At 66.3% G+C, this 19927-nt stretch carries 16 protein-coding genes; 9 read left to right on the top strand and 7 right to left on the bottom strand.

Going from position 1 to position 19927, the window contains the following annotated elements; translation table 11 throughout:
• The first annotated feature begins 123 nt into the window (after positions 1-123).
• From aspT (JQ639_RS04870) to JQ639_RS04885, 4 genes are all read left to right on the top strand, one after another.
• Positions 124-1809 carry an aspartate-alanine antiporter gene (gene aspT / locus JQ639_RS04870; RefSeq protein WP_211969148.1) on the top strand — a complete coding sequence of 562 codons (1686 nt, stop codon included), beginning with the start codon at positions 124-126 and terminating at the stop codon, positions 1807-1809.
• A gap of 37 nt (positions 1810-1846) precedes the next feature.
• Positions 1847-3535 carry an aspartate-alanine antiporter gene (gene aspT / locus JQ639_RS04875; RefSeq protein WP_211969147.1) on the top strand — a complete coding sequence of 563 codons (1689 nt, stop codon included), beginning with the start codon at positions 1847-1849 and terminating at the stop codon, positions 3533-3535.
• A gap of 40 nt (positions 3536-3575) precedes the next feature.
• Positions 3576-5168, top strand: coding sequence for a bifunctional aspartate transaminase/aspartate 4-decarboxylase (locus JQ639_RS04880; RefSeq protein ID WP_211969146.1), 1593 nt, complete (start codon positions 3576-3578; stop codon positions 5166-5168).
• A 142-nt stretch (positions 5169-5310) separates the two neighbouring features.
• Positions 5311-6372 (top strand): asparaginase, encoded by a 1062-nt coding sequence (locus tag JQ639_RS04885; RefSeq protein WP_211969145.1) that lies wholly within the window; start codon positions 5311-5313, stop codon positions 6370-6372.
• Between the two features lie 59 nt (positions 6373-6431).
• On the opposite strand, the gene JQ639_RS04890 is transcribed toward JQ639_RS04885, so the two are convergent.
• Positions 6432-7838, bottom strand: a complete 1407-nt coding sequence (locus tag JQ639_RS04890) for an MATE family efflux transporter (protein WP_211969144.1) — start codon at positions 7836-7838, stop codon at positions 6432-6434.
• On the bottom strand, positions 7835-8335 hold the full coding sequence (locus tag JQ639_RS35790; RefSeq protein WP_211969498.1) for a winged helix-turn-helix transcriptional regulator: 501 nt from the start codon (positions 8333-8335) through the stop codon (positions 7835-7837). The genes JQ639_RS04890 and JQ639_RS35790 overlap by 4 nt, the downstream gene beginning before the upstream one ends.
• Positions 8336-8654: 319 nt before the next feature.
• Between JQ639_RS35790 and JQ639_RS04900 the strand changes: the two genes are divergently transcribed.
• Genes JQ639_RS04900 through JQ639_RS04920 form a run of 5 tightly spaced genes read left to right on the top strand, consistent with a single transcriptional unit; the run spans position 8655 to position 13796 of the window.
• A complete protein-coding gene (locus tag JQ639_RS04900; RefSeq protein ID WP_211969143.1) occupies positions 8655-9704 on the top strand; it encodes an ABC transporter substrate-binding protein in 1050 nt (349 codons plus the stop codon).
• Entirely contained in the window at positions 9701-10480 is a 780-nt protein-coding gene (locus JQ639_RS04905; RefSeq protein WP_211969142.1) for an ABC transporter ATP-binding protein, read from the top strand. Before JQ639_RS04900 ends, JQ639_RS04905 begins: the two co-directional genes overlap by 4 nt.
• Complete coding sequence (locus tag JQ639_RS04910) at positions 10477-11343, top strand: ABC transporter permease (RefSeq protein ID WP_211969141.1); 867 nt, start codon at positions 10477-10479, stop codon at positions 11341-11343. The genes JQ639_RS04905 and JQ639_RS04910 overlap by 4 nt, the downstream gene beginning before the upstream one ends.
• 5 nt (positions 11344-11348) lie before the next feature.
• On the top strand, positions 11349-13013 hold the full coding sequence (locus JQ639_RS04915) for an amidohydrolase (RefSeq protein ID WP_249123500.1): 1665 nt from the start codon (positions 11349-11351) through the stop codon (positions 13011-13013).
• A gap of 3 nt (positions 13014-13016) precedes the next feature.
• Complete coding sequence (locus JQ639_RS04920; RefSeq protein ID WP_349644729.1) at positions 13017-13796, top strand: HAD family hydrolase; 780 nt, start codon at positions 13017-13019, stop codon at positions 13794-13796.
• 73 nt (positions 13797-13869) lie between these two features.
• Here JQ639_RS04920 and JQ639_RS04925 read toward each other — a convergent pair whose 3' ends face one another.
• The 5 genes from JQ639_RS04925 to JQ639_RS04945 are packed head-to-tail and all read right to left on the bottom strand — an operon-like array spanning position 13870 to position 19925.
• Positions 13870-15054 carry a CaiB/BaiF CoA transferase family protein gene (locus JQ639_RS04925; protein ID WP_211969140.1) on the bottom strand — a complete coding sequence of 395 codons (1185 nt, stop codon included), beginning with the start codon at positions 15052-15054 and terminating at the stop codon, positions 13870-13872.
• Positions 15051-16313 carry an acetyl-CoA hydrolase/transferase family protein gene (locus tag JQ639_RS04930; protein WP_211969139.1) on the bottom strand — a complete coding sequence of 421 codons (1263 nt, stop codon included), beginning with the start codon at positions 16311-16313 and terminating at the stop codon, positions 15051-15053. Before JQ639_RS04930 ends, JQ639_RS04925 begins: the two co-directional genes overlap by 4 nt.
• Before the next feature lie 31 nt (positions 16314-16344).
• Positions 16345-17511: an acyl-CoA dehydrogenase family protein gene (locus tag JQ639_RS04935; RefSeq protein WP_211969138.1), complete on the bottom strand. Its 1167-nt coding sequence runs from the start codon at positions 17509-17511 to the stop codon at positions 16345-16347.
• A gap of 53 nt (positions 17512-17564) precedes the next feature.
• Entirely contained in the window at positions 17565-18611 is a 1047-nt protein-coding gene (locus JQ639_RS04940) for a TRAP transporter substrate-binding protein (RefSeq protein WP_211969137.1), read from the bottom strand.
• Between the two features lie 24 nt (positions 18612-18635).
• Complete coding sequence (locus JQ639_RS04945; protein WP_211969136.1) at positions 18636-19925, bottom strand: TRAP transporter large permease; 1290 nt, start codon at positions 19923-19925, stop codon at positions 18636-18638.
• Positions 19926-19927 lie beyond the last annotated feature (2 nt).

The raw sequence follows: 19927 nt of genomic DNA on the forward strand, positions 1-19927 counted from the left end.
ACGATGCTTTTCAGTGAACGCACGTCCTGGCGCTCACATCGCAATGCCGCCCGGATCGGCACGCGTCCGATCCGCCGTCTGATCAAGTTCGATCGTGTCGACGACGTGTAAAGGACTGATGGCGTGGTATCGAGCAGCGTCGCTTCGTTTCTGACACAGCCGGTAGTCGCACTGTTCGTCTGCGTCTGTCTCGGCCACGGCCTCGGCCTCCTGCGTGTCGGACCGATCCAGCTTGGCGGCGTCTGCGGCACGCTCTTTGTCGCATTGGCGCTCGGGCAGCTCGGCGTCACCATCGGCAGCGATCTCAAGGATACGGCTTTCGCACTTTTCATCTTCGCTCTCGGCTTCACCGCAGGGCCGCAATTCTTCGCCAACATCCGCTCGGGCTGGCGCTACGGCATCTTCTCCGTGATCGAGGTCGTGACCGTGCTGGCGATGCTGGCGGTCGCTGTCGTGGTGTTGCGCTTCGATCCCGGCACCACTGCGGGGCTGTTCGCGGGCTCCGCAACGGAATCCGCCGTGCTCGGCACCGCAGCGGAAGCACTGTCGCACCTGGCCCTGCCTGCCGACGAGATCGCCCGCCTGCAGGCAAACCTCGCCACCGCCTATGGGGTGACCTACCTGTTCGGTCTCGTCGGCATTGTCGTCTTTACCACCCAGATCGCGCCACTGCTGCTGCGCGTCGATCTCAAGGACGACGCCCGCAGGCTCGCCCACGAACTGGGCGCTGACGACAGCGATGATTCCGAACAGGCCCTTCCCACCATCGTCGGCCGCGCCTTCCGTGCCGGCCCGGTCGCCGGCATGACGATCCGGGACTTCGAGAACAGCCGGCACAATGCCGTCACCGTCGAGCGCATCAAACGCGGCAAGGATATTCTCGACGTCAATGTCGGCATGCGGATCGAGCCCGACGACATCCTGTTCCTGATCGGCCGCCGCAGCAGCGTGATCGCGATCCAGGAGACGCTCGGCGACGAGGTTCCCGTCCCGGTCGGCACCAATGTGCCGATCAAGTCACGCAACCTCGTTCTCGTTCGCCGTGAGACGTTCGGACTGAGCATTCGCGAGTTGCACAGGACCGCCGGCTATGAACTCAGCCGCGGCGTCTTCATCTCCGAAATCCGTCGGCTCGACCGGACAGTGCCGGTGCTGCCTGGCACACGGCTGGAACAAGGCGACGTGCTGACCCTCTACGGCACCGACGACGCGATCGACCGCGCCATCAAGGAACTCGGACATCCGCTGCCCCCGACCGACAAGACAGACTTCATCTTCCTCGGCGCCGGCATCGTCGCCGGTATCTTCCTGGGCGCGCTCGGTCTCCGGATCGGTGCCCTCAACCTCTCGCTCGGCACCGGCGGAGGTGCACTGATCGCCGGCCTGCTGTTCGGCTGGCTGCACATGCATGCCCCTCGCCATGGCGCCCTGCCGACGGCCGCAGCGGAGTTCATGAAGGATTTCGGTCTGGCCACCTTCATCGCCGCCGTCGGACTGTCGGCCGGCCCGGAGGCGATCGCGCTCATCATGCGTTACGGCGCCGTCCTGCCGATTCTCGGCTTGCTCGTGTCGGTCGTTCCGGCCGCCGTCTCTCTACTGGTCGGCACGCGGCTGCTGCGGATCGAGGCGCCGATCCTGCTCGGCGCCATCGCCGGCCAGCATTGCAGCACGCCGACCATCACCGCACTGGTCGCGCAATCCGGCAGCACCATGCCGGTGGTCGGCTACACCGTCACCTATGCGATCTCCAACGTGCTGCTGCCGCTGATGGGGCCGGTCGTCGTCGGGCTCGCGACGTCGTTACCGTGAGCTGTACCGAAACCTGACCGATCAAAAGGAGATGCCAATGGAATGGATACAGCAGACCCTGAAGCAGTCGCCCGAGATCATGCTGTTCCTGTCGCTGGCGCTCGGCTTCTGGATCGGACAGATCCACTATGGCAAGTTCCAGCTTGGCGGCGTCGCCGGCTCCCTGCTGGTCGCCGTCGTGCTCAGCCTTGTCGGCGTCTCCGTCGACAATGGCGTCAAGTCGCTGCTGTTCGCCCTGTTCATCTACGCGGTCGGCTTCGAGAGCGGTCCCCAGTTCTTCAAGTCGCTGGGACCACAGTCGCTGAAGGAGATCTTCCTCGCCGTCTTCATGGCGGTGGTCGGCCTTGTCACCGTCATCGTGATGGCGAAACTCTTTGCGCTCGACAAGGGCATGGCGGCCGGCCTCGCCGCGGGCGGCATGACCCAGTCCGCCATCATCGGCACCGCCAGCGACGCCATCGCCCGCCTCGGCCTGCCGGCCGCGGAGGTGCAGAAGCTGCAGGCCAATGTCGCCATCGGCTACGCGGTCACCTACATCTTCGGCTCGCTCGGTGCGATCATCGTCTGCGTCAACGTGCTGCCGCGACTGATGGGCCGGGAAATCCGCGACGACGCGATCAAGGCGGAGGCCGAGCGCCTCAAGGGCGCGCTGGTGTTCGCCCCGGGCCAGGAGCCTGCGATCCCGGAGATCGTCGGCCGGCTCTATGCCATCAGTGCCGGTGCCGGCAAGACCGTCGCGGCGATCGAGAATGCTGCCGGCGCCTCGACCATCACCGTCGAGCGCATCAAGCGCAACGGCAAGCTGATCCCGATTGGTCCGGAGATCGCGTTGCGTGAGGGCGATATCGCGCTTGTCGTCGGACGCCGCGCCGGCGTCGTCGCGGCGGCCGATGGCCTGGGCAGCGAACTTCAGACCGAGCCCGGGATGGATCTGATCATGGAAACGCAGGACATCATCCTGCGCAACGCCGCCTATGCCGGCAAGTCGCTGGGCGAGATCAAGCGCTCGACAAGTCCGACGCTGCGCCATGGCGTCTATGTCCTCGGCATCAGCCGCGCCGACGAGCCTGTGCCGCTCAACGACGATGCGATCGTCAGGTCCGGGGACGTCATCACCCTTTACGGCACCGAGCAGGACATCAAGCGTGTCGTCGCCGAAGCCGGTCCACCGGTCTCCGCCGACATCAAGACCGACTTCGTGTTTCATGGCGCCGGCCTGGTGGTCGGCCTACTCGTCGGCCTGCTCGTTCTGCGCATCGGCTCGATCCCGCTGACGCTCGGCGCCGGCGGCGGCGCGCTGCTATCGGGCCTGCTGTTTGGCTGGTTGCGCAGCCGGCATCAGACCATGGGGAACCTGCCTGCGCCAGCGTCCCAACTGCTCAAGGACCTCGGCCTTGCCGGCTTCGTCGCGGCGGTCGGCCTTCAATCCGGCTCGCAGGCCTTCCACACCATCGCGAGCAGCGGCCTCACGCTGTTCATGATCGGCGTGGTGGTGACGCTGGTGCCGCTGCTGCTGACCATGCTGTTCGGGCGCTACGTGCTGCACTACGACAACGCCGCCGTCTTCGCCGGTGCTCTGTCCGGCTCGCGCAGCGCCAACCCGGCATTCGGCGGCGTCCTCGACAAGGCCGCCAACTCGATCCCGACCGTTCCCTTCGCGATCACATACGCGCTCGCGAACGTGTTCCTGACCCTGCTCGGCCCGTTGATCGTTGCGTTCGCGTAACGCCGATGGCCACACGACAGTACCGAAGAGGAGACCTGAAATGGCCAAGACGGACTACTCCAAGTTTTCCAAGCTGAGCCCGTTCGAGCTCAAGGACAACCTGATTCAGCTGGCGTCGAGCCACTCCGACCGCCTGATGCTCAACGCCGGGCGCGGCAATCCCAACTTCCTCGCCACCATACCGCGGCGGGCCTTCTTCCAGCTTGGCCTGTTCGCGGTCGCCGAGGCCGAACTGTCGTTCTCCTACATGTCCGAGGGCGTCGGCGGCCTCGCGCGCAGCGACGGTCTTGCCGCCCGCTTCGATGCGTTCGTCGCGACCAACCGCGACAAACCCGGCGTCGTATTCCTCGGCAAGGCGCTGTCCTATGTCCGCGACCAGCTCGGCCTCAATGCCGATGAATTTCTTCTGGAGATGGTCGCCGGCATTCTCGGTGCCAACTATCCCGAGCCGGACCGCATGCTGCGCATCAGCGAAAAGATCGTGCGCGAGTACATCATTCGCGAGATGGGTGCGCACGGCGCGCTGACCGAAGACATCGACCTGTTCGCCGTCGAGGGCGGTACCGCGGCGATGGCCTACATCTTCAACTCGATGCGCGAGAACAAGCTGATCGCACCCGGCGACAAGATCGCAATCGGCTCGCCGGTGTTCACGCCCTACCTCGAAATCCCCCTCCTCAACGACTATCAGCTCGAGGAAGTGCTGATCCAGGCCGATCCGAAGGCCGCGTGGCAGTATCCGGCCGCCGAGATCAAGAAGCTCGAGGATCCGGCGGTCAAGGCGTTCTTCCTGGTCAACCCCAGCAATCCGCCCTCAGTCAAGATCGACGACGCCGGCCTTGCGGCGATCGCCGAGGTGGTCAGGAAGCGCCCCGACCTGATCATTCTCACCGACGACGTCTACGGCACGTTCGCCGACGACTTCCAGTCGCTGTTCGCGATCTGCCCGCAGAACACCATCCTGGTGTACTCGTTCTCGAAATATTTCGGCGCCACCGGCTGGCGGCTCGGCGTCATCGCTACTGCCCGCGACAACATCATCGACAAGGCCATCGCCAGGCTGCCGGAAGCGGCGAAGAAGGAGCTCGACGCCCGCTATGCCTCGCTGACGACCGAACCGCGCAAGGTCAAGTTCATCGACCGCCTGGTCGCCGACAGCCGCGCGGTGGCGCTCAACCACACCGCCGGCCTGTCGACGCCGCAGCAGGTGCAGATGGTGCTGTTCTCGCTGTTCAACCTGATGGACGCCCCACAGGCCTACAAGCAAGCGGTCAAGGCGCTGATCCGCCGGCGCGACGCGACGCTCTACGGCAAGCTCGGCTTGCCGATCCGCAGCGACGCCAACAGCGTCGACTATTATACGCTGGTCAGCCTCGAAGACGTGTCCCGACAGCTCTATGGCGACGCCTTCGCCGAATGGGTGCTCAAGACACAAAATCCGACCGACATTCTGTTCCGCATCGCCGACGAGACCGGCATCGTGCTGCTCCCGGGCAGCGGCTTCGGCGTGCAGCACCCGTCCGGCCGGGCTTCGCTCGCAAATCTCAACGAGTATCAGTATGCGGCGATCGGCGCGGCGCTGCGCAAGCTTGCCGCCGAATATCATGCCGAGTACGAGAAGGCCAAGAAGTGATCCGCGATCCGGCGCGCTCCTCCCGGGGAGCGCGCCGGGCGTCGCCTGACGCATCACATCCTCGATACGTTCCATCGTCGGTGAAGGATACGAGATGATGCTGCTCCCCCTTGCTCGGCTTTGCCGCGCGGCGCTCGGTACCATGGCCCCAACCGCCGTGCTGGTGGCGGGGTTATCGCTGCCGCCAGCCGCCGCGCAGACAGCAACGGATACGCCGCTGCCGCGCGTGCTGGTGCTCGGCACTGGCGGCACCATCGCCGGACAGGCCAGCGCGCGCGCCGGCAACGCTTATGACTCCGGCAAGGTCAGCGCGGCCGATCTCATCGCTGCGGTCCCCGGCATGGACAAGCTCGCGCGGATTTCCGCCGAGCAGATTTCCGCGATCGGCTCCCAGGACATGAACGACAAGGTCTGGTTCGACCTTGCCGGCCGCATCAAGTCGGCCATCGAGACCAGGGAAGCCGACGGTATCGTCATCACCCACGGCACCGACACCATGGAGGAGACCGCCTTCTTCCTCCAGACGGTGCTCGATACCGACATTCCCGTCGTGCTGGTCGGCTCGATGCGTCCGTCAACCGCCATCGGGGCCGATGGCCCGGCCAATCTCTATGAGGCCGTGAGAGTCGCCGCGACGCCCGAGGCCCGCAGCCGCGGCGTCCTCGTGGTGCTCAATGACACCATCCACGGCGCGCGCTGGGCGCAGAAGACCAATACCACCAGCGTCGACACGTTCAGGTCACCGGATGCCGGCCCCGTCGGCTATGTCGACACCGGATCGGTGCGCTTTCTCCAGCCCGGCACGGCCGCCAGGGGATCCAGGCTGAAACTGCCGGCAGCGCCGCCACTGCCGCGGGTCGACATCGTCTATTCCCATGCCAACATGGATGCCGCGCCCATCGAGGACGCCGTCAAGCGCGGCGCCAAGGGCATCGTTCTCGCGGGCGTCGGCGACGGCAACAGCTCGAAGGCAGCCATCGATGCGCTTGCCGCCGCGGCGAAGCAAGGCGTTGTGGTCGTGCGCTCGACCCGGGTCGGCTCGGGATTCGTCAACCGCAATGTCGAGGTCAACGACGACCAGCTCGGCCTCGTCGTCTCGCTCGACCTGAACCCGCAGAAAGCCCGCCTGCTGCTGCAGCTTCTGCTCGCCAACGGCATATCCGATCCGAAGGCCGTGCAGCAGACGTTCGCCGGCACCTGGTAACGCTCGCCACCGGCGCAGAACGGTCGAGGCCGGTCCGCCATCGAGAGGTCCGTGCCTCGTTACCGGAACCAGACGCCGGACCGGACCGCAAGCAGGATGGTCGTGCCATAGACCACCAACGCGACGGCGAGTGCGGCGAACACCGCCGAGATCGCGCCAAACCAGCGCAACGCCAGCCAGCCTCCCCCAAGAGCGATGGCAAGGCGCAGGAAGCCGCTGGCGAGTGGCCAGATCAGCCGGCCTGCGCCCTGGGATGCGAAATAGAGGGCGAGACCAAGCCCGAAGAAGCCATAGGTCGGCCCAACGATACGCAGATAGGCACTACCTGCCGCCAGCATCTCGGGATCGCTGCTGAACAGCAGCAGCCAGCGCTCGGGCCAGGTGGCCGCAGCGAGCCCGAGGGTTTCCGTGGCGATGAACGCAAGCGCACCGCCGGCAAGGGCGATCCGGAGCGCTCGCTCGCGCTGGCCGGCGCCGATGTTGGTGCCGACCACCGCGACCAGCGGCGCGCCAATACCGAAGATCAGCGGCACCAAAAGATATTCCAGCCTCGCGCCGGTGCCAAAACCGGCAATGGCGCTGACCCCGGCGGCCGACGCCACCAGTGCGGTTGCGCCAGCAACTGTCAGATTGGTCTGAATCGAGGCGATCGCCGACACCGCGCCGACCTTCAGGATGCCTGTGAACAAAGCCGCGCGCGGCCTCACCCAGACGAAGCGCGCCGCGTTGCGACCCGCGAGGATATGCCAGGCCATCGCGATCGTGCCGGCGGCATAGAACAGCACCATCGCGATGCCGCCCCCCGCGACACCGAGCGGCGGAATCGGGCCCGCGCCGAAGATCAGCAGCGGCGAAACCGGAATCAGAAACACGACACCGACGGATGTCACCAGCGCCGGAAATATCATGTTGCCGGTGCCGCGAATGACGCTGGCGAAGCCGTTCATCAGCCAGATAAAGACGCTGCCGGCGAACACCGTGTCGGAATAGATCAGTGCGGCTTCGAGTTCCCCGCCATCGCCGCCGAGGGCGCGGTAGATCGGCGCGCCGAACACCAGAAACACCAGCGAAAAGATCAGGCCGAGCGCGATGCTGATCAAGGCGGCATGCAGAACCAGAGCGTCGGCATCCGGCCGACGCCCGGCGCCGAGCGCGCGCGCCACCGCCGAGGAAATGCCGCCGCCCATGGCGCCGGCGGAGATCATGGTCATCAGCATCACGGTCGGAAACACCAGGGCCATGCCGGCAAGCGCATCGGTGCCGAGCTTGGCGACCCACCACGTCTCGATCAGACCGGTCGCGGCCTGCGCGACCATGATCAGCACATTCGGCCAGGCCATGCGCAGCAGCAACGGCACGACCGGCGCCTCGAGCAGGCGACGTGTCCGCGCATCGATGACGGGAGCCGGCGATGACCGCAAAGCCGCAGTAGTAATGTCGTCGGCCTCGGCCGCCAGATCGGTCATATTGCAGTTTCCTTGACAGCCCTCGGAGCATAGCGACGCCGGGTGCGTTCGCTCGCGGCCGGCCCGGGGGCCGAACGAAAGGCAGGATCGGTGATCGGCAGGCCGCTCTCGGCATCGATCACCACCGGGCGGGCCTCGCGGCCTGTACGGCTGTCGATGGTAATCACGCTTCTGCCCTCCGGTGCGAAATGGGTGTTGCCCCATGTCTGCAGCATCACCAGCACGGGGCGAAAGTCGCGCCCGCGTTCGGTCAGCGCATACTCGAACCGGGGCGGATGAATGCTGTAGCGGCGCTTCTCCAGCAAGCCGGCTGCGACCAGCGCCTTGAGGCGACGCGCCAGCATGTTGGGGGCGATGCCAAGGCTGTCCTCGAACTGATCGAACCGCGTCAACCCGTTGAAGGCATCGCGCAGGATCAGGATGCTCCACCATTCCCCGACGCGATCGAGCCCGCGGGCAATCGGACAGGTCATCGACCGGAAACTCGTTCGCCGCATGGACAGGTCCGATGGTGGAGAATGAATGATGGCGATCATGCTTTGGTAGCTATTATCATGCAAGTCACTTTTCGCATGGCTGCTCCACGGCCTGATGGCGGCCGTCGCGGCCATCGGTCGCGCATCGCGCCATCTGGCATACAGGGCGGGAAAGAATTTTTCCGTGATCGCGCGCCCGTTGGCATGCACGGCTCGAAAACGCGGATTCTCCGCAATTGCCACGTGCACGTGGATGCAAGCAAATAGAGGGAACGCCGGTGTCCTTCGCAGAAGCCCGGCATTCACCCCTCTTCACCTCCAGCATGCGATTCCGACGTTCATGACATTCCGTTCCCCCGCACGCGAGGGCCGCTCGCCGGCGCTGTCGCGCCGCCAGTTCATCGCCGCCGCCGGCGCCATCACGGCCACGGGCCTCATCAAGTCTCCGGCTATCGCCCAGCAGGCGCTGAAGGGCTCCCTCGCCTATGGCAGCGTCGGCTACACCTGGGCCCTGCCGTACGTCGCCGAAGAGGCCGGTTACTGGAAACAGGCGAATGTCGAGCTGTCGACGTCCTCGTTCGAATCCGGCCGCGACGCGATGCAGGCGCTGCTGTCCGGTTCGGCCGACTTCTCCGCCTCGACCGACACCCCGCTGGTGTTCGCGGCGCTCACCGGCCTGCGGCCGGTGGCCGTCGCCAACTACAGCCGCTACTCGCGCGACATGAAGATCGCCGTGCGCAGTGACAGCGGCATCGATCCGAAGGTGCCGGCAAGCCTCAGGGGGCGTCGGATCGCGACCCGCGTCGGCACATCCGGACAGTATCTGCTCGCCAAATATCTCGAGCTCGCCGGCCTCAAGAGCGGCGACATCACCGTCGTCGACCTGCCGCCGGCCAACATGACCACGGCGCTGGTGCGCGGCGACATCGATGGCTTCGCCTGGAGCAGCCAGACCGTGGCGGTGGCGCAGCGCCAGTCCGGCGGCAAGGTTGCCGAGATGAGCTTCGACGGCATCGAGAAGTACTTCCAGAGCCACCAATTGCTGCTCACCACCGAGAAGGTGCTCAAGGACAAGCCGGACCTCGTGAAGGCCGCGATCCAGGCACTGTTCGCCGCGGAACAGCGCATCGCCTCCGACAAGGCGTGGCCGCAGCTGATTGCGGACCGGATCAAGACGCCTGCCGCCGACATCGCGGAATCGACATCGACCTTTACCTTCAAGATCGGCTTCGACGACCGTTTTATCGACGATCTCGTGGCGCAGGCGGAATGGGCCATCACCGCTGGCCTCGGCAAGGCGCCCAAGGGCGATCTCCGCACGCTGCTCCGTGGCCTCGTCGCCGAAGGGCCGACAAAGGCCGCCCGGCCCGACCGCGTGACGCTGGCATGACCACGGCATCGTCCTCGCTGATCGACATCGCGGCCGTCTCGCAGATCTATGCCGGCCGGGACGGCACGCCGACCTGGGCGCTGCGTGACGTATCGCTGCAGATCGGCAAGGGCGAGTTCGTCTGCCTGATCGGACCGTCCGGCTGCGGCAAGACCACCCTGCTGCAGCTCATCGCCGGCTTTCTGGGACCGACCCGCGGCAGCGTGACCTTCCATGGCCGGCCGATCACCGCCCCCGGACCGGAACGCGGCGTCGTATTCCAGGACTACGCGCTGTTCGCATGGATGACCGCCATGCAGAACGTCGAGTTCGGCCTGCGCATGCGCGGCGACGCTCGCAGTCGCCGCCGCGACCTCGCGCGCGACGCGCTGGCGCGCGTCGGCCTCGCGCATGCGGCCGACAAGTATCCTCACGAATTGTCCGGCGGCATGCGCCAGCGCGTGGCCGTCGCCCGCGCGCTCGTCGTCGAACCCGAAGTCCTGCTGATGGACGAGCCGTTTGCCGCCGTCGACGCCATGACTCGCCAGACACTGCAGGAGGACTTGCTGCGGTTATGGCGCGAGACCGGCGTGTCCGTGGTCTTCGTCACCCACAACATCGACGAAGCGGCCTTCCTCGCCCAGCGCGTGGTCGTCATGGGCGCCCACCCCGGAACGATCAAGGCCGACCTCACGATCGACGCTCCCTACCCGCGCAACCGCGCCGCGGCGGATTTCAGCACTCTGTATGCCACGATCTCCGGCCGGCTGGCGGAGACCGAACGGAGAGCGGCATGACACTGGTGTCGTCCGATGGCCACACCTCCCAGACCGTGCGCGAGCCTGCGGTTTCCTTCGAGGACGCCTTCAAGGCGGATTTCCTGCGCGCCCAGCGCCTCGCGCTGTGGCGCCGCACCGGCCTCAACATCCTCGGCGTCCTGATCTTCATCGCGGTATGGGAAGCGATCCCGCGCTATTCCACGTGGATCAACGAGGTATTGTTTCCACCACCGTCGCAGGTGATCCAGACCTTCATCCCGATGCTGTGGTCGGGCGAAATCGCCCGCAACATCGTCATCAGCCTCGGCCGGGCGGCCTCGGGCTTTTCCGTCGCCCTGATCCTCGGCCTCGCCGCCGGCCTTGTCACCGCGCGCGTTCGCACGCTGCAATACCTCGCCGAGCCGCTGCTGCATGGCTTCCGCGCCATTCCGACCATCGCCCTCGTGCCGCTGTGCATCCTGTGGTTCGGGATCGGCGAGCCATCGAAGGTCGCACTGGTGGCGTGGGGCGCGTTCTTTCCGATCTGGATCACCACCTTCATCGGCGTTCGCGACGTCCATGTGGTCTATCTGCGCTCGGCCGCCTGCCTCGGCGCCGGCCGCATCGCCACGCTGTTGCTGATCGTGCTCCCGGCGGCGCTGCCGTTCATCCTGTCCGGCATTCGCCAGGCAATCGCCGTGTCGCTGATCGTCCTCGTCGCCGCCGAACTATCCGGCGCGTCCGCCGGGGTCGCCTACATGATGTCCCAGGGACACCAGTTGTTCCGCGTCGACATCATGTTCATCGGGCTGGTGCTGCTGGGGATCTTCGGCTTCCTCGCCGACCGCATCTTCGTCGCGCTCGCGCGGCGCCTGTTCCCCTGGTACGAGGGCGGCTCGTAAACGCCATGCTTCCTGCCGAAGATCTGGTGCTGCGCAACGCGCGCATCATCACCTGTGACGACGCGCGCCCACGGGCGAGGTCGCTCGCCATCCGCAAGGGCGTCATTGCTGCGGTCGGCGACGACGATACCGTTCTGGCGGCTGCGCCGGGCGCGCGCGTGATCGACCTCGATGGCGCCTGCGTCATCCCCGGCTTCAACGACACCCATGCGCATATGGAGCGCGAGGGGCTGAAGCGGCAGCGCCCCTCGCTCGCCGGCGTGCGCAGCATCGCCGATATCCTCGACCGCATCCGCACGGCCGCGGCCCGTACGCCGCCGGGCGCATGGATCGTCACCATGCCGGTCGGCACACCGCCATTCTTCTTCGACGGGCCCCAAACCCTTGCCGAAGGCCGCCTTCCGAACCGCCACGAACTCGACGCCGCCGCGCCCGATCATCCCGTCTACATCCAGGGCGTGTTCGGCAACTGGGGCAAGCCACCGGGCCATTCGGCGCTGAACTCGCGTGCGCTGGCGCTGAACGGACTCAACGGGACGTCGACGCCGCGCTGCGCCGGTGTCGAGATCGAGCGTGAGACCGACGGCCACCCCAGCGGGATCATCGTCGAGCGCAACAACCGCCCGACGGTCGAGTTCGATATTCTCCCCGCGGTGCCGCGGTTCGGTTTCGCCGAGCGGCTGGACGGCGTGCGGCTGTCGCAGCAGCTCTACAACGCCAAGGGCACCACCAGCATCTACGAAGGCCACGGCTCGGCCGCCGAGACGATCTCGGTCTATCGCCGCCTGTGGGAACGCAACGAGCTGACCGTGCGCGCCGGCCTCGTGGTCAGCCCGAGCTGGAGTGACCTGACCGAAGCCCGCCGCATCATGCGCGACTGGCTGGCGACCGCGCGCGGCACAGGTCTCGGCGATCGCTGGCTGCGCGTGTCGGGCCTGCACATCGCCTACGGTGGCGACGCCACCGTCGCCTGCTGCGCCCGCGCCCATCTGCCGGACACTGGATGGTCAGGCTTCGTCGAACAGGCGGTGACGCCAGCCGATTTCCGAGAAACCTGCTTCCTCGCCGCCGAATTCGACCTGCGGCTGCACACCATCGTCGGCGACCAGCTCCACGAGATCGTGCCGGTGCTCGAGGCCGTCAACGAGCGTTATCCGTTGCGGCCCCGGCGCTGGGTCATCGAGCATATCGGCCGGGCCCGCGACGCCGATATCACCGCGCTGGCGCGGCTCGGCGTGCTCGTCACCACCATTCCGACCTACTACCTGTGGAAGGGCGGCCGGCGTTATCTCGACGAGGCCGACGGTGGCAGCCATATCGTGCCGCACCGCCGGCTGCTCGACGCCGGCATTCCGCTGGCGCTCGCGACGGACAACATTCCGTATGATCCGTTCTTCACGCTGTGGGTCGCCTGTGCCCGGCAGGAACGCGAAACCGGAACGGTGATCGGCGCCGACCAGCGGCTCGACGCCGCCACGGCCCTGCGGCTGTTCACGGTCGCCGGCGCCGCCCTCACCTTCGACGAGGACTGGAAAGGTCCGCTGAAACCGGGGTTCGCCGCTGATATCGCCGTACTGTCGGATGATCCCACCGGCATTTCCGTCGATGCGCTCAAGGACCTCGCATGCCGAATGACGATCGTCGGCGGGCGAATTGTTCACGAGGCCTAGCCGGTGAAATCTTTATCTGCGGCTATCAGCTCCAGCTTTGCGGGCATCCGCGTCGTGCTGACCGACATGGACGAGACCCTGACCTTCAAGGGACGGCTGGCAGCGCGCACCTACGATGCGCTGGAACGCCTGCAACAGGCGGGGATAAAGGTCATTCCCGTCACCGCAGCGCCTGCCGGCTGGTGCGACCAGATGGCCCAGATGTGGCCCGTCGACGGCGTGATCGGCGAGAATGGCGGCCTGTTCTATCGTCGTGACGGTGACCATGGCGTCGCGCGACAATACTGGCACGGCGGCGACCGCCAGACCGTACTCAGCCGCCTTGCGGCAATGGGCGATTACATCCGGTCGTCGCGGCCATCGGCACGGCTCGCGGACGACCAGGCGTTTCGTCTCACCAGCCTTGCCTTCGCCAGAGCGGGCACCCCGGCCGAAGACGCTACCCTGCTGTCGGCGCTGCGCGAGGCCGGCGCCAGCGCGACCATCAACAATCTCTGGGTGCTCGGCTGGCTCGGCGGCTACGACAAGCTCGCCATGACCAGGCGTGTGCTGGCCGAGAGCTACGGCATCGATATCGATGCCGACCGCGACGCGGTGCTGTTCTGCGGCGATTCGACCAACGATGCGCCGATGTTCGGCTTCTTCCGCCACAGCGTCGGCGTCAGCACCGTGCGGAACTATCTCGCGGAGATTGCCGTTCCGCCGGCATGGATCACGGACGGCCCCGGCGGCAACGGCTTCGTCGAGGCGGTGGACGCCGTGCTGGCGGCCGGACATCGGTGACACGAGCTGGCCGCGAAAAACTTCGATTCGGCCCGCGCGCGCACCGCCGGATCATGGCGCGAGGCGCGCTCCATCAGCGCACCACGCCGCTGGCACGCAGCGTCGCGATCCGCTCCGGCGCGACCGCCCAGCGCTGCAGCAACTCGGCGGTATCGCCCTGGCTTTGCCGGGCGCTACGCGGCAGCGGCGGCGGCGTCCGGCTGAAGCGCGGTCCGGGCGCAGGCTGGATCGCGCCATCGATCGTCACGAAGGTCCCACGCGCCGCGACATGCGGATGATGCGGCGCCTCCGCTGCGGACAGCACCGGCGCGAAGCAAACGTCGGTGCCTTCCAGCAGGGCGCACCACTCGGCGCGCGACTTGCGTGCGAACGTTTCGGTCAGAATGGCTCGCGCCGCCGGCCAGTTGGCGGGATCCGCCATGTCGGGGAACGTCGCGGCATCCAGATCCAGCCGCCGCAGCAGCTCGGCGATGAACTTGTCCTCGATTGGCGCGACGCTGACATATCCGCCATCGGCACAGCGATAGACATCGTAGTACGGCGCCCCGGAATCCAGGATGTTGGTCCCGCGCTCGCCGCCATGCAGGCCGGCGCCGATCATGCCGTAGATCGAGGTCATCAGCGTCGCCGCGCCATCGATCATCGCGGCGTCGACCACTTGCCCGACGCCCGAGCGCTGGCTGGCGAGCAACGCACAGACCATGCCAAACGCGAGGTACAGCCCGCCGCCACCGAAGTCACCGACGAGGTTGAGCGGCGGGGTCGGCGGCGCCCCGGCACGGCCGATGGCATGGAGCGCGCCGGACAACGCGATGTAGTTGAGATCATGGCCCGCAGCCGACGCCAGCGGGCCACCCTGCCCCCAGCCGGTGACGCGGCCGTACACCAGCCGCGGATTGGCCGCAAGGCACACGTCAGGACCGAGCCCCAGGCGCTCCATCACGCCGGGGCGGAAGCCCTCGATCAGACCATCAGCGGCCGAGACGAGATCAAGCGCGCATGCGACACCATCGGGGTGCTTGAGATCGATCGCCACCGCCTGCCGGCCCCGCGCCAGGAAATCGAACTGTTTGGGCTTGGCGATGCCAAGGCCGCTCGGCTGCAGGCGGTCGATGCGGATGACGTCGGCGCCGAGATCGGCGAGCAGCATCGCGGTCATCGGCGCGGGGCCGATGCCGGCGAACTCGACAATGCGCAGGCCGTGCAGCGGCCCCTTGTGCTGATCGCCCGAGACATTCTTTGTAGTGGACGGTGTCATGCCTTGCGCCCCCTCTCCCACGCATCCTGCGTCAGCCGCTCGCGATGCTCCGGCGCGGCGATGGCGATCATCCGCCGCGCCCGTTCAGTAAGGTCGCAGCCGCGCAACTCGGCGACCCCCCATTCGGTGACAATGGCGTCGATGTCCGCGCGCGACGTCGTCACCGTCTCCACTTCAGTCACGATCCGGCTCGCGCCCCTGGGCGTCGTCGCCGGCAGCGCGATGATCGCCCGGCCGCCCGGCGAGGCATTCGCTCCGCGAACGAAATCGACCTGGCCGCCGATCGCGCCGATGGCAACGCCATCGATGGTCTCGGCGTTGACGCTACCATCAAGGGTAACCTGCAGCGCCGAGTTGATCGCGACCAGGCGATTGACACGACCGAGCACCACAGCGGCATGGGTATAGGACGTCGGCCGCACCGCGATCGCCGGATTGCGGTGGGCGAAGTCATAGAGCCGCCGTGTGCCGATCAGCTGGTTGGTGACAGTGAGGCCAATATCGATGCCTTTACGGGCATTGGTCAGAGCACCGCAGGCGATGAGGTCCACCACCGCATCGTTGATCAGGCCGGAGTGGATGCCGAGGTCGCGGACATGGGACAGCGACGACAGGATCGCGTCAGGAATCCGGCCAACGCCGAATTGCAACGTGCTGTCGTCGGCGATCAGTCCGGCCGCATGGGCGGCAATGCGCCGCGAAATGTCGTCGAGCTCCACTGAGGGCAGCTCCAGCGGCGGCTCGCTCGCGGCCACACGAACGTGCAGTGGAATATCAGCGGGCCACTCCGCACCGAATGTCCAGGGCGCATGCGGGTTGATCTCGGCGATGACAAGCCGCGCACGCCTTGCCGCATCAACGACATAGTCGTTGGACAGGCTGGCGTTGAGACGTCCGGCATCGTCGATCGCGAGCTGCACCAGAACGACATCTGCGTGGTGGCGGCCGGAAGCAAAGTCGGCGCAGAACGCGCTGTAGTGACTGGGAATGACATCGAGACGCCCCGCCTGCGCCAACCGCCGCGCCTCGCCGATCGCGCCATAGCTGCGAAAGCGAATGGTTCCGGTGCCCTCAGGGATGAAGGTGCGCGAGAACAGCGGCCCGACCACGACAGTGAACGGCGGCAGGCGGTCCTTTTGCGTGACCAGCGCCTGCGTCAACGTCCGCGGCTCGGCCGTCGCCTGCCCGCACACCACGACATCGCCTGCCCGGATCAGGCCGGCGAAATCGAGCGTATCGACGGTCTTGATGTCATCCATCTGGATACGCTCGCCTCGCCGGTTGTGATCGTCAGTACGACTTCGGCAGGCCCAGCACCTTCTCGGCGATGAAGCTCAGCGCCAGCTGCGGACTGATCGGCGCGATGCGCGGGATCAGCACCTCGCGCAGGTAGCGCTCGACATGGAATTCCTTGGCATAGCCGAAGCCGCCATGGGTCATCACCGCCTGCTCGCACGCCTTGAAGCCCGCTTCGCCCGCGAGATATTTTGCGGCATTGGCAGCGGCGCCGCACGGCATGCCGTTGTCGTACTGCCACGCCGCTGACATCACCATAAGCCAGGCGGCCTCGAGCTCGGTCCAGTTCACCGCCAGCGGATGCTGGATTCCCTGATTCTGGCCGATCGGGCGGTTGAACACGTTGCGCGTCCTCGCGTAGTCGGTGGCGCGCGCCAGCGCCAGCTTGCCGAGCCCGACCGCTTCCGCGGCGATCAGGATCCGCTCCGGGTTCATGCCCTCGAGGATGCACTGGAAGCCGCGGCCCTCCTCGCCGATGCGATCTTCCATCGGGATCTCGAAATCCTCGAAGAACAGCTCGTTGGAATCGACGATCTTGCGGCCCATCTTCTCGATCTCGTGGACCTTGATCCGCTTGCGGTCGAAATCGGTGTAGAACAGGCTGAGGCCGTGGGTGGGGCTTTTCACCTCCTCCAGCGGCGTGGTGCGCGCCAGCAGCAGGATCTTGTGCGCCACCTGCGCGGTCGAGATCCACACTTTCTGGCCGTTGACGATGTAGCGGTCGTTCTTGGCGACCGCGCGCGTCTTCAATTGCGTGGTGTTGAGGCCGGTGTTGGGCTCGGTGACAGCGAAGCAGGCCTTCTCGCGCCCCTCGACCATCGGCGGCAGCATGCGCTTGCGCTGCTCCTCGGTGCCGAACACCACCACCGGATTGAGGCCGAACACATTGATGTGCACGGCCGACGCGCCGGACATGCCGGCGCCCGACTCCGAGATCGTGCGCATCATGATCGCCGCCTCGGTGATGCCGAGACCGGAGCCGCCATAGGCTTCCGGCACGCAGATGCCAAGCCAGCCGGCATCCGCCAGCGCCTTGTGGAAGTCGTGCGGGAAGCCGCCGTCGTGATCCTTCTTCAACCAGTAGGCGTCGTCGAAGCCGCTGCAGATCTTCGCGATGGCGTCGCGAATGGCTTCCTGATTGTCGGTGAGCGCGAAATCCATGTCGTTCGTCCTGCTTGATAACCGTCGTGCGATCGTCGGGAAGGCTACATCGATCAGTGCTGTCCGGGCACGGCCTTGAGCGCAGCGGCCCATACCGCCAGCGCCTCGCTGCCGGGTTTGCCGCGACCGTCGAGGCCGGACGCCCAGTCGTGCGCGACCAGATCGAACACCGAAGTCATGGTCTTGTCATCCTCCGGTGCAAAATGGATCAGCCGGATGCCCTTGTCCTTGGCTTTCGCCAACGCCTCATCTTCCGCGCGCGCGAACTTGGCGCAGCTCTCGCGGGTGATGCGCTCGCCCTCCTCCGCCAGCACCTGGCGGTACGCCTCCGGCAGAGCCTTCCATTTCGCGGCGCTGGTCGAGTAGGTGATCACCACCGACGACAGTGGCTCATTGACCGTGCCGGTCTTGAGTAGGCCGATCAGATCATAGGACGCCGCGCTCTGGTAGCCGATCATCGCGCCGTCGAGCGTGCCGCGCGACATCGCCTCGTAGATTTCCGGCGGTGACATCCGGATCGGCACCGCCTTGATGCTGCGCACCATCAGGTCGAGCGCGCCGCCGGCAGTCCTGATCTTGAGCCCCTCGATGTCGGCCAGGCTGTTCACCGTTTTCCGCGTCGACAGAACGATCTGGTAGGTCGGCAGCACGAAAGTGACCAGCGGCCGGATGGCGTTAGGCGCATATTCCTTCACGCCGAGGAACTGACCGTCCTCCGCCAGATTCCAGTAGGCCTGTGTCGCCTGGCAGGCATCACGAAAGCCGCCGGGCAGCTCCGCGACCGCCGACAGCGGCATCTTGTCGGAGGCATAGGACGGCACGATGTAGCCGATATCGACCACACCCGACTGCGTCAGCCGCAACAAGTCCTTGGCCTTGCCGAGTTGCTCCGCCGGATAGTGCGTGAGCTTGAGCTTGCCGCCGGTGCGCTGCTCGACCGCCGCCATGAACGGCTTGGTGACCGCTTCATGGATGACATGGCCGATCGGCAGGCTGTCGGCGAGCCGCAGCGTGATAGCGGCGTCTTCCGCGCGGACGGCCGGCGCCAGCAGCGCGGCGGCAACACCTCCGACAAGGCAACCAGCAAGGATCGACTTCATGGAATGCTCCTCGAAAACAGCGCCTCAATTGCCCATCTGCGACGGCAGCCACAGGATGATGCTGGGGAATGCGACCAGGATCGCGATGGCGATCAGGTGGGCAATGAAGTGCGGGAATGTGCCGTGGAACACCTCCGCCACAGGCCGGTTGGCGTAGCGCGCGACGATGAAACAATTGAGCCCCACCGGCGGCGTGATCATGCCGACCTCCGCAGTGACGATCTTGATGACGCCGAACCAGATCGGATCGAAGCCCAGCGTCTTGATCAGCGGGATCACGATCGGCACCGTCAGCACCAGGATCGCGATCTGGTCCATGAACGAGCCCAGCACGATATAGCCGCACAGGATCAGCGTGATGATCACCCAGCGCGACGTCGGCAGGCTGCCGATCCATGCAACGAGATCCTGGGTCACATGGGTCAGGGTGAAGAAGTAGCCGAAGATCGAGGCGCCGATCAGGATCATCACGATCATGCAGGTGCCGTGGGCGGCGCGCAGCAGCGTCTTGTAGAGCGAGGCCGGCGTGATCCTGCGCTTCCACAGCGCCAGCACGAAGGCGCCGAAGGCTCCGAACGCCGAGGCCTCCGTCGGTGTCGCAACGCCGAGATAGATGGTGCCGGTCACGATCGAGAACAGGATCACCATCGGGCTAACCTGCCAAAGCAGCGCAAAGCGCTCGCGCCACGGCACTGACTTGGTGCGCGGTGCGCGCGACGGATCCTGCCAGACCAGCAGATAGATGGTGGCCATGATGGTGATGGTGACGAGTATCGCCGGAATGATGCCGCTGATCAGCAGCTTGCCGATATTGACCTCGGCGAGCAGGCCGAAGATCACCAGCGCGACGCTGGTCGGCAGCAGCATCGACAGCGTGCCGGAGATCGCCACGACGCCCGCCGCCATCTTCGGCTCATAGCCCTGGCGGATCATCGCCGGCAGGCTGGTCGAGGACAGCGTCGCCGCCGACGCGGTGCTGGTGCCGCAGATCGCGCCGAAGCCGGCGCCGGCGAGCGCGGTCGCCATGCCGAGACCGCCGGGAATGCGGCCGACCCAGGCCGACGCGGTCTTGAACAGATCGTCCGCGACGCCCGACAGCAGCACAAGATCCGCCATCAGCAGGAACATCGGAATGGTGATCAGCTCGTAGGACGACACAGTGGAGAGCGGTGCCGTCTGCAGGATGCCGTACAGGGTCGGCACGCCGCCGACGATGATCAGGCCGACGGAGCCGGCGAACGCCATGGCAAAGCCAACCGGCGTGCCGATCGCGAGCAGGCCAAACAGCAGGCCGAGAACGAGAAGAGGAGTCATGT

The organism is Bradyrhizobium sp. U87765 SZCCT0048, assembly GCF_018131225.1.
GTDB lineage: Bacteria > Pseudomonadota > Alphaproteobacteria > Rhizobiales > Xanthobacteraceae > Bradyrhizobium_A.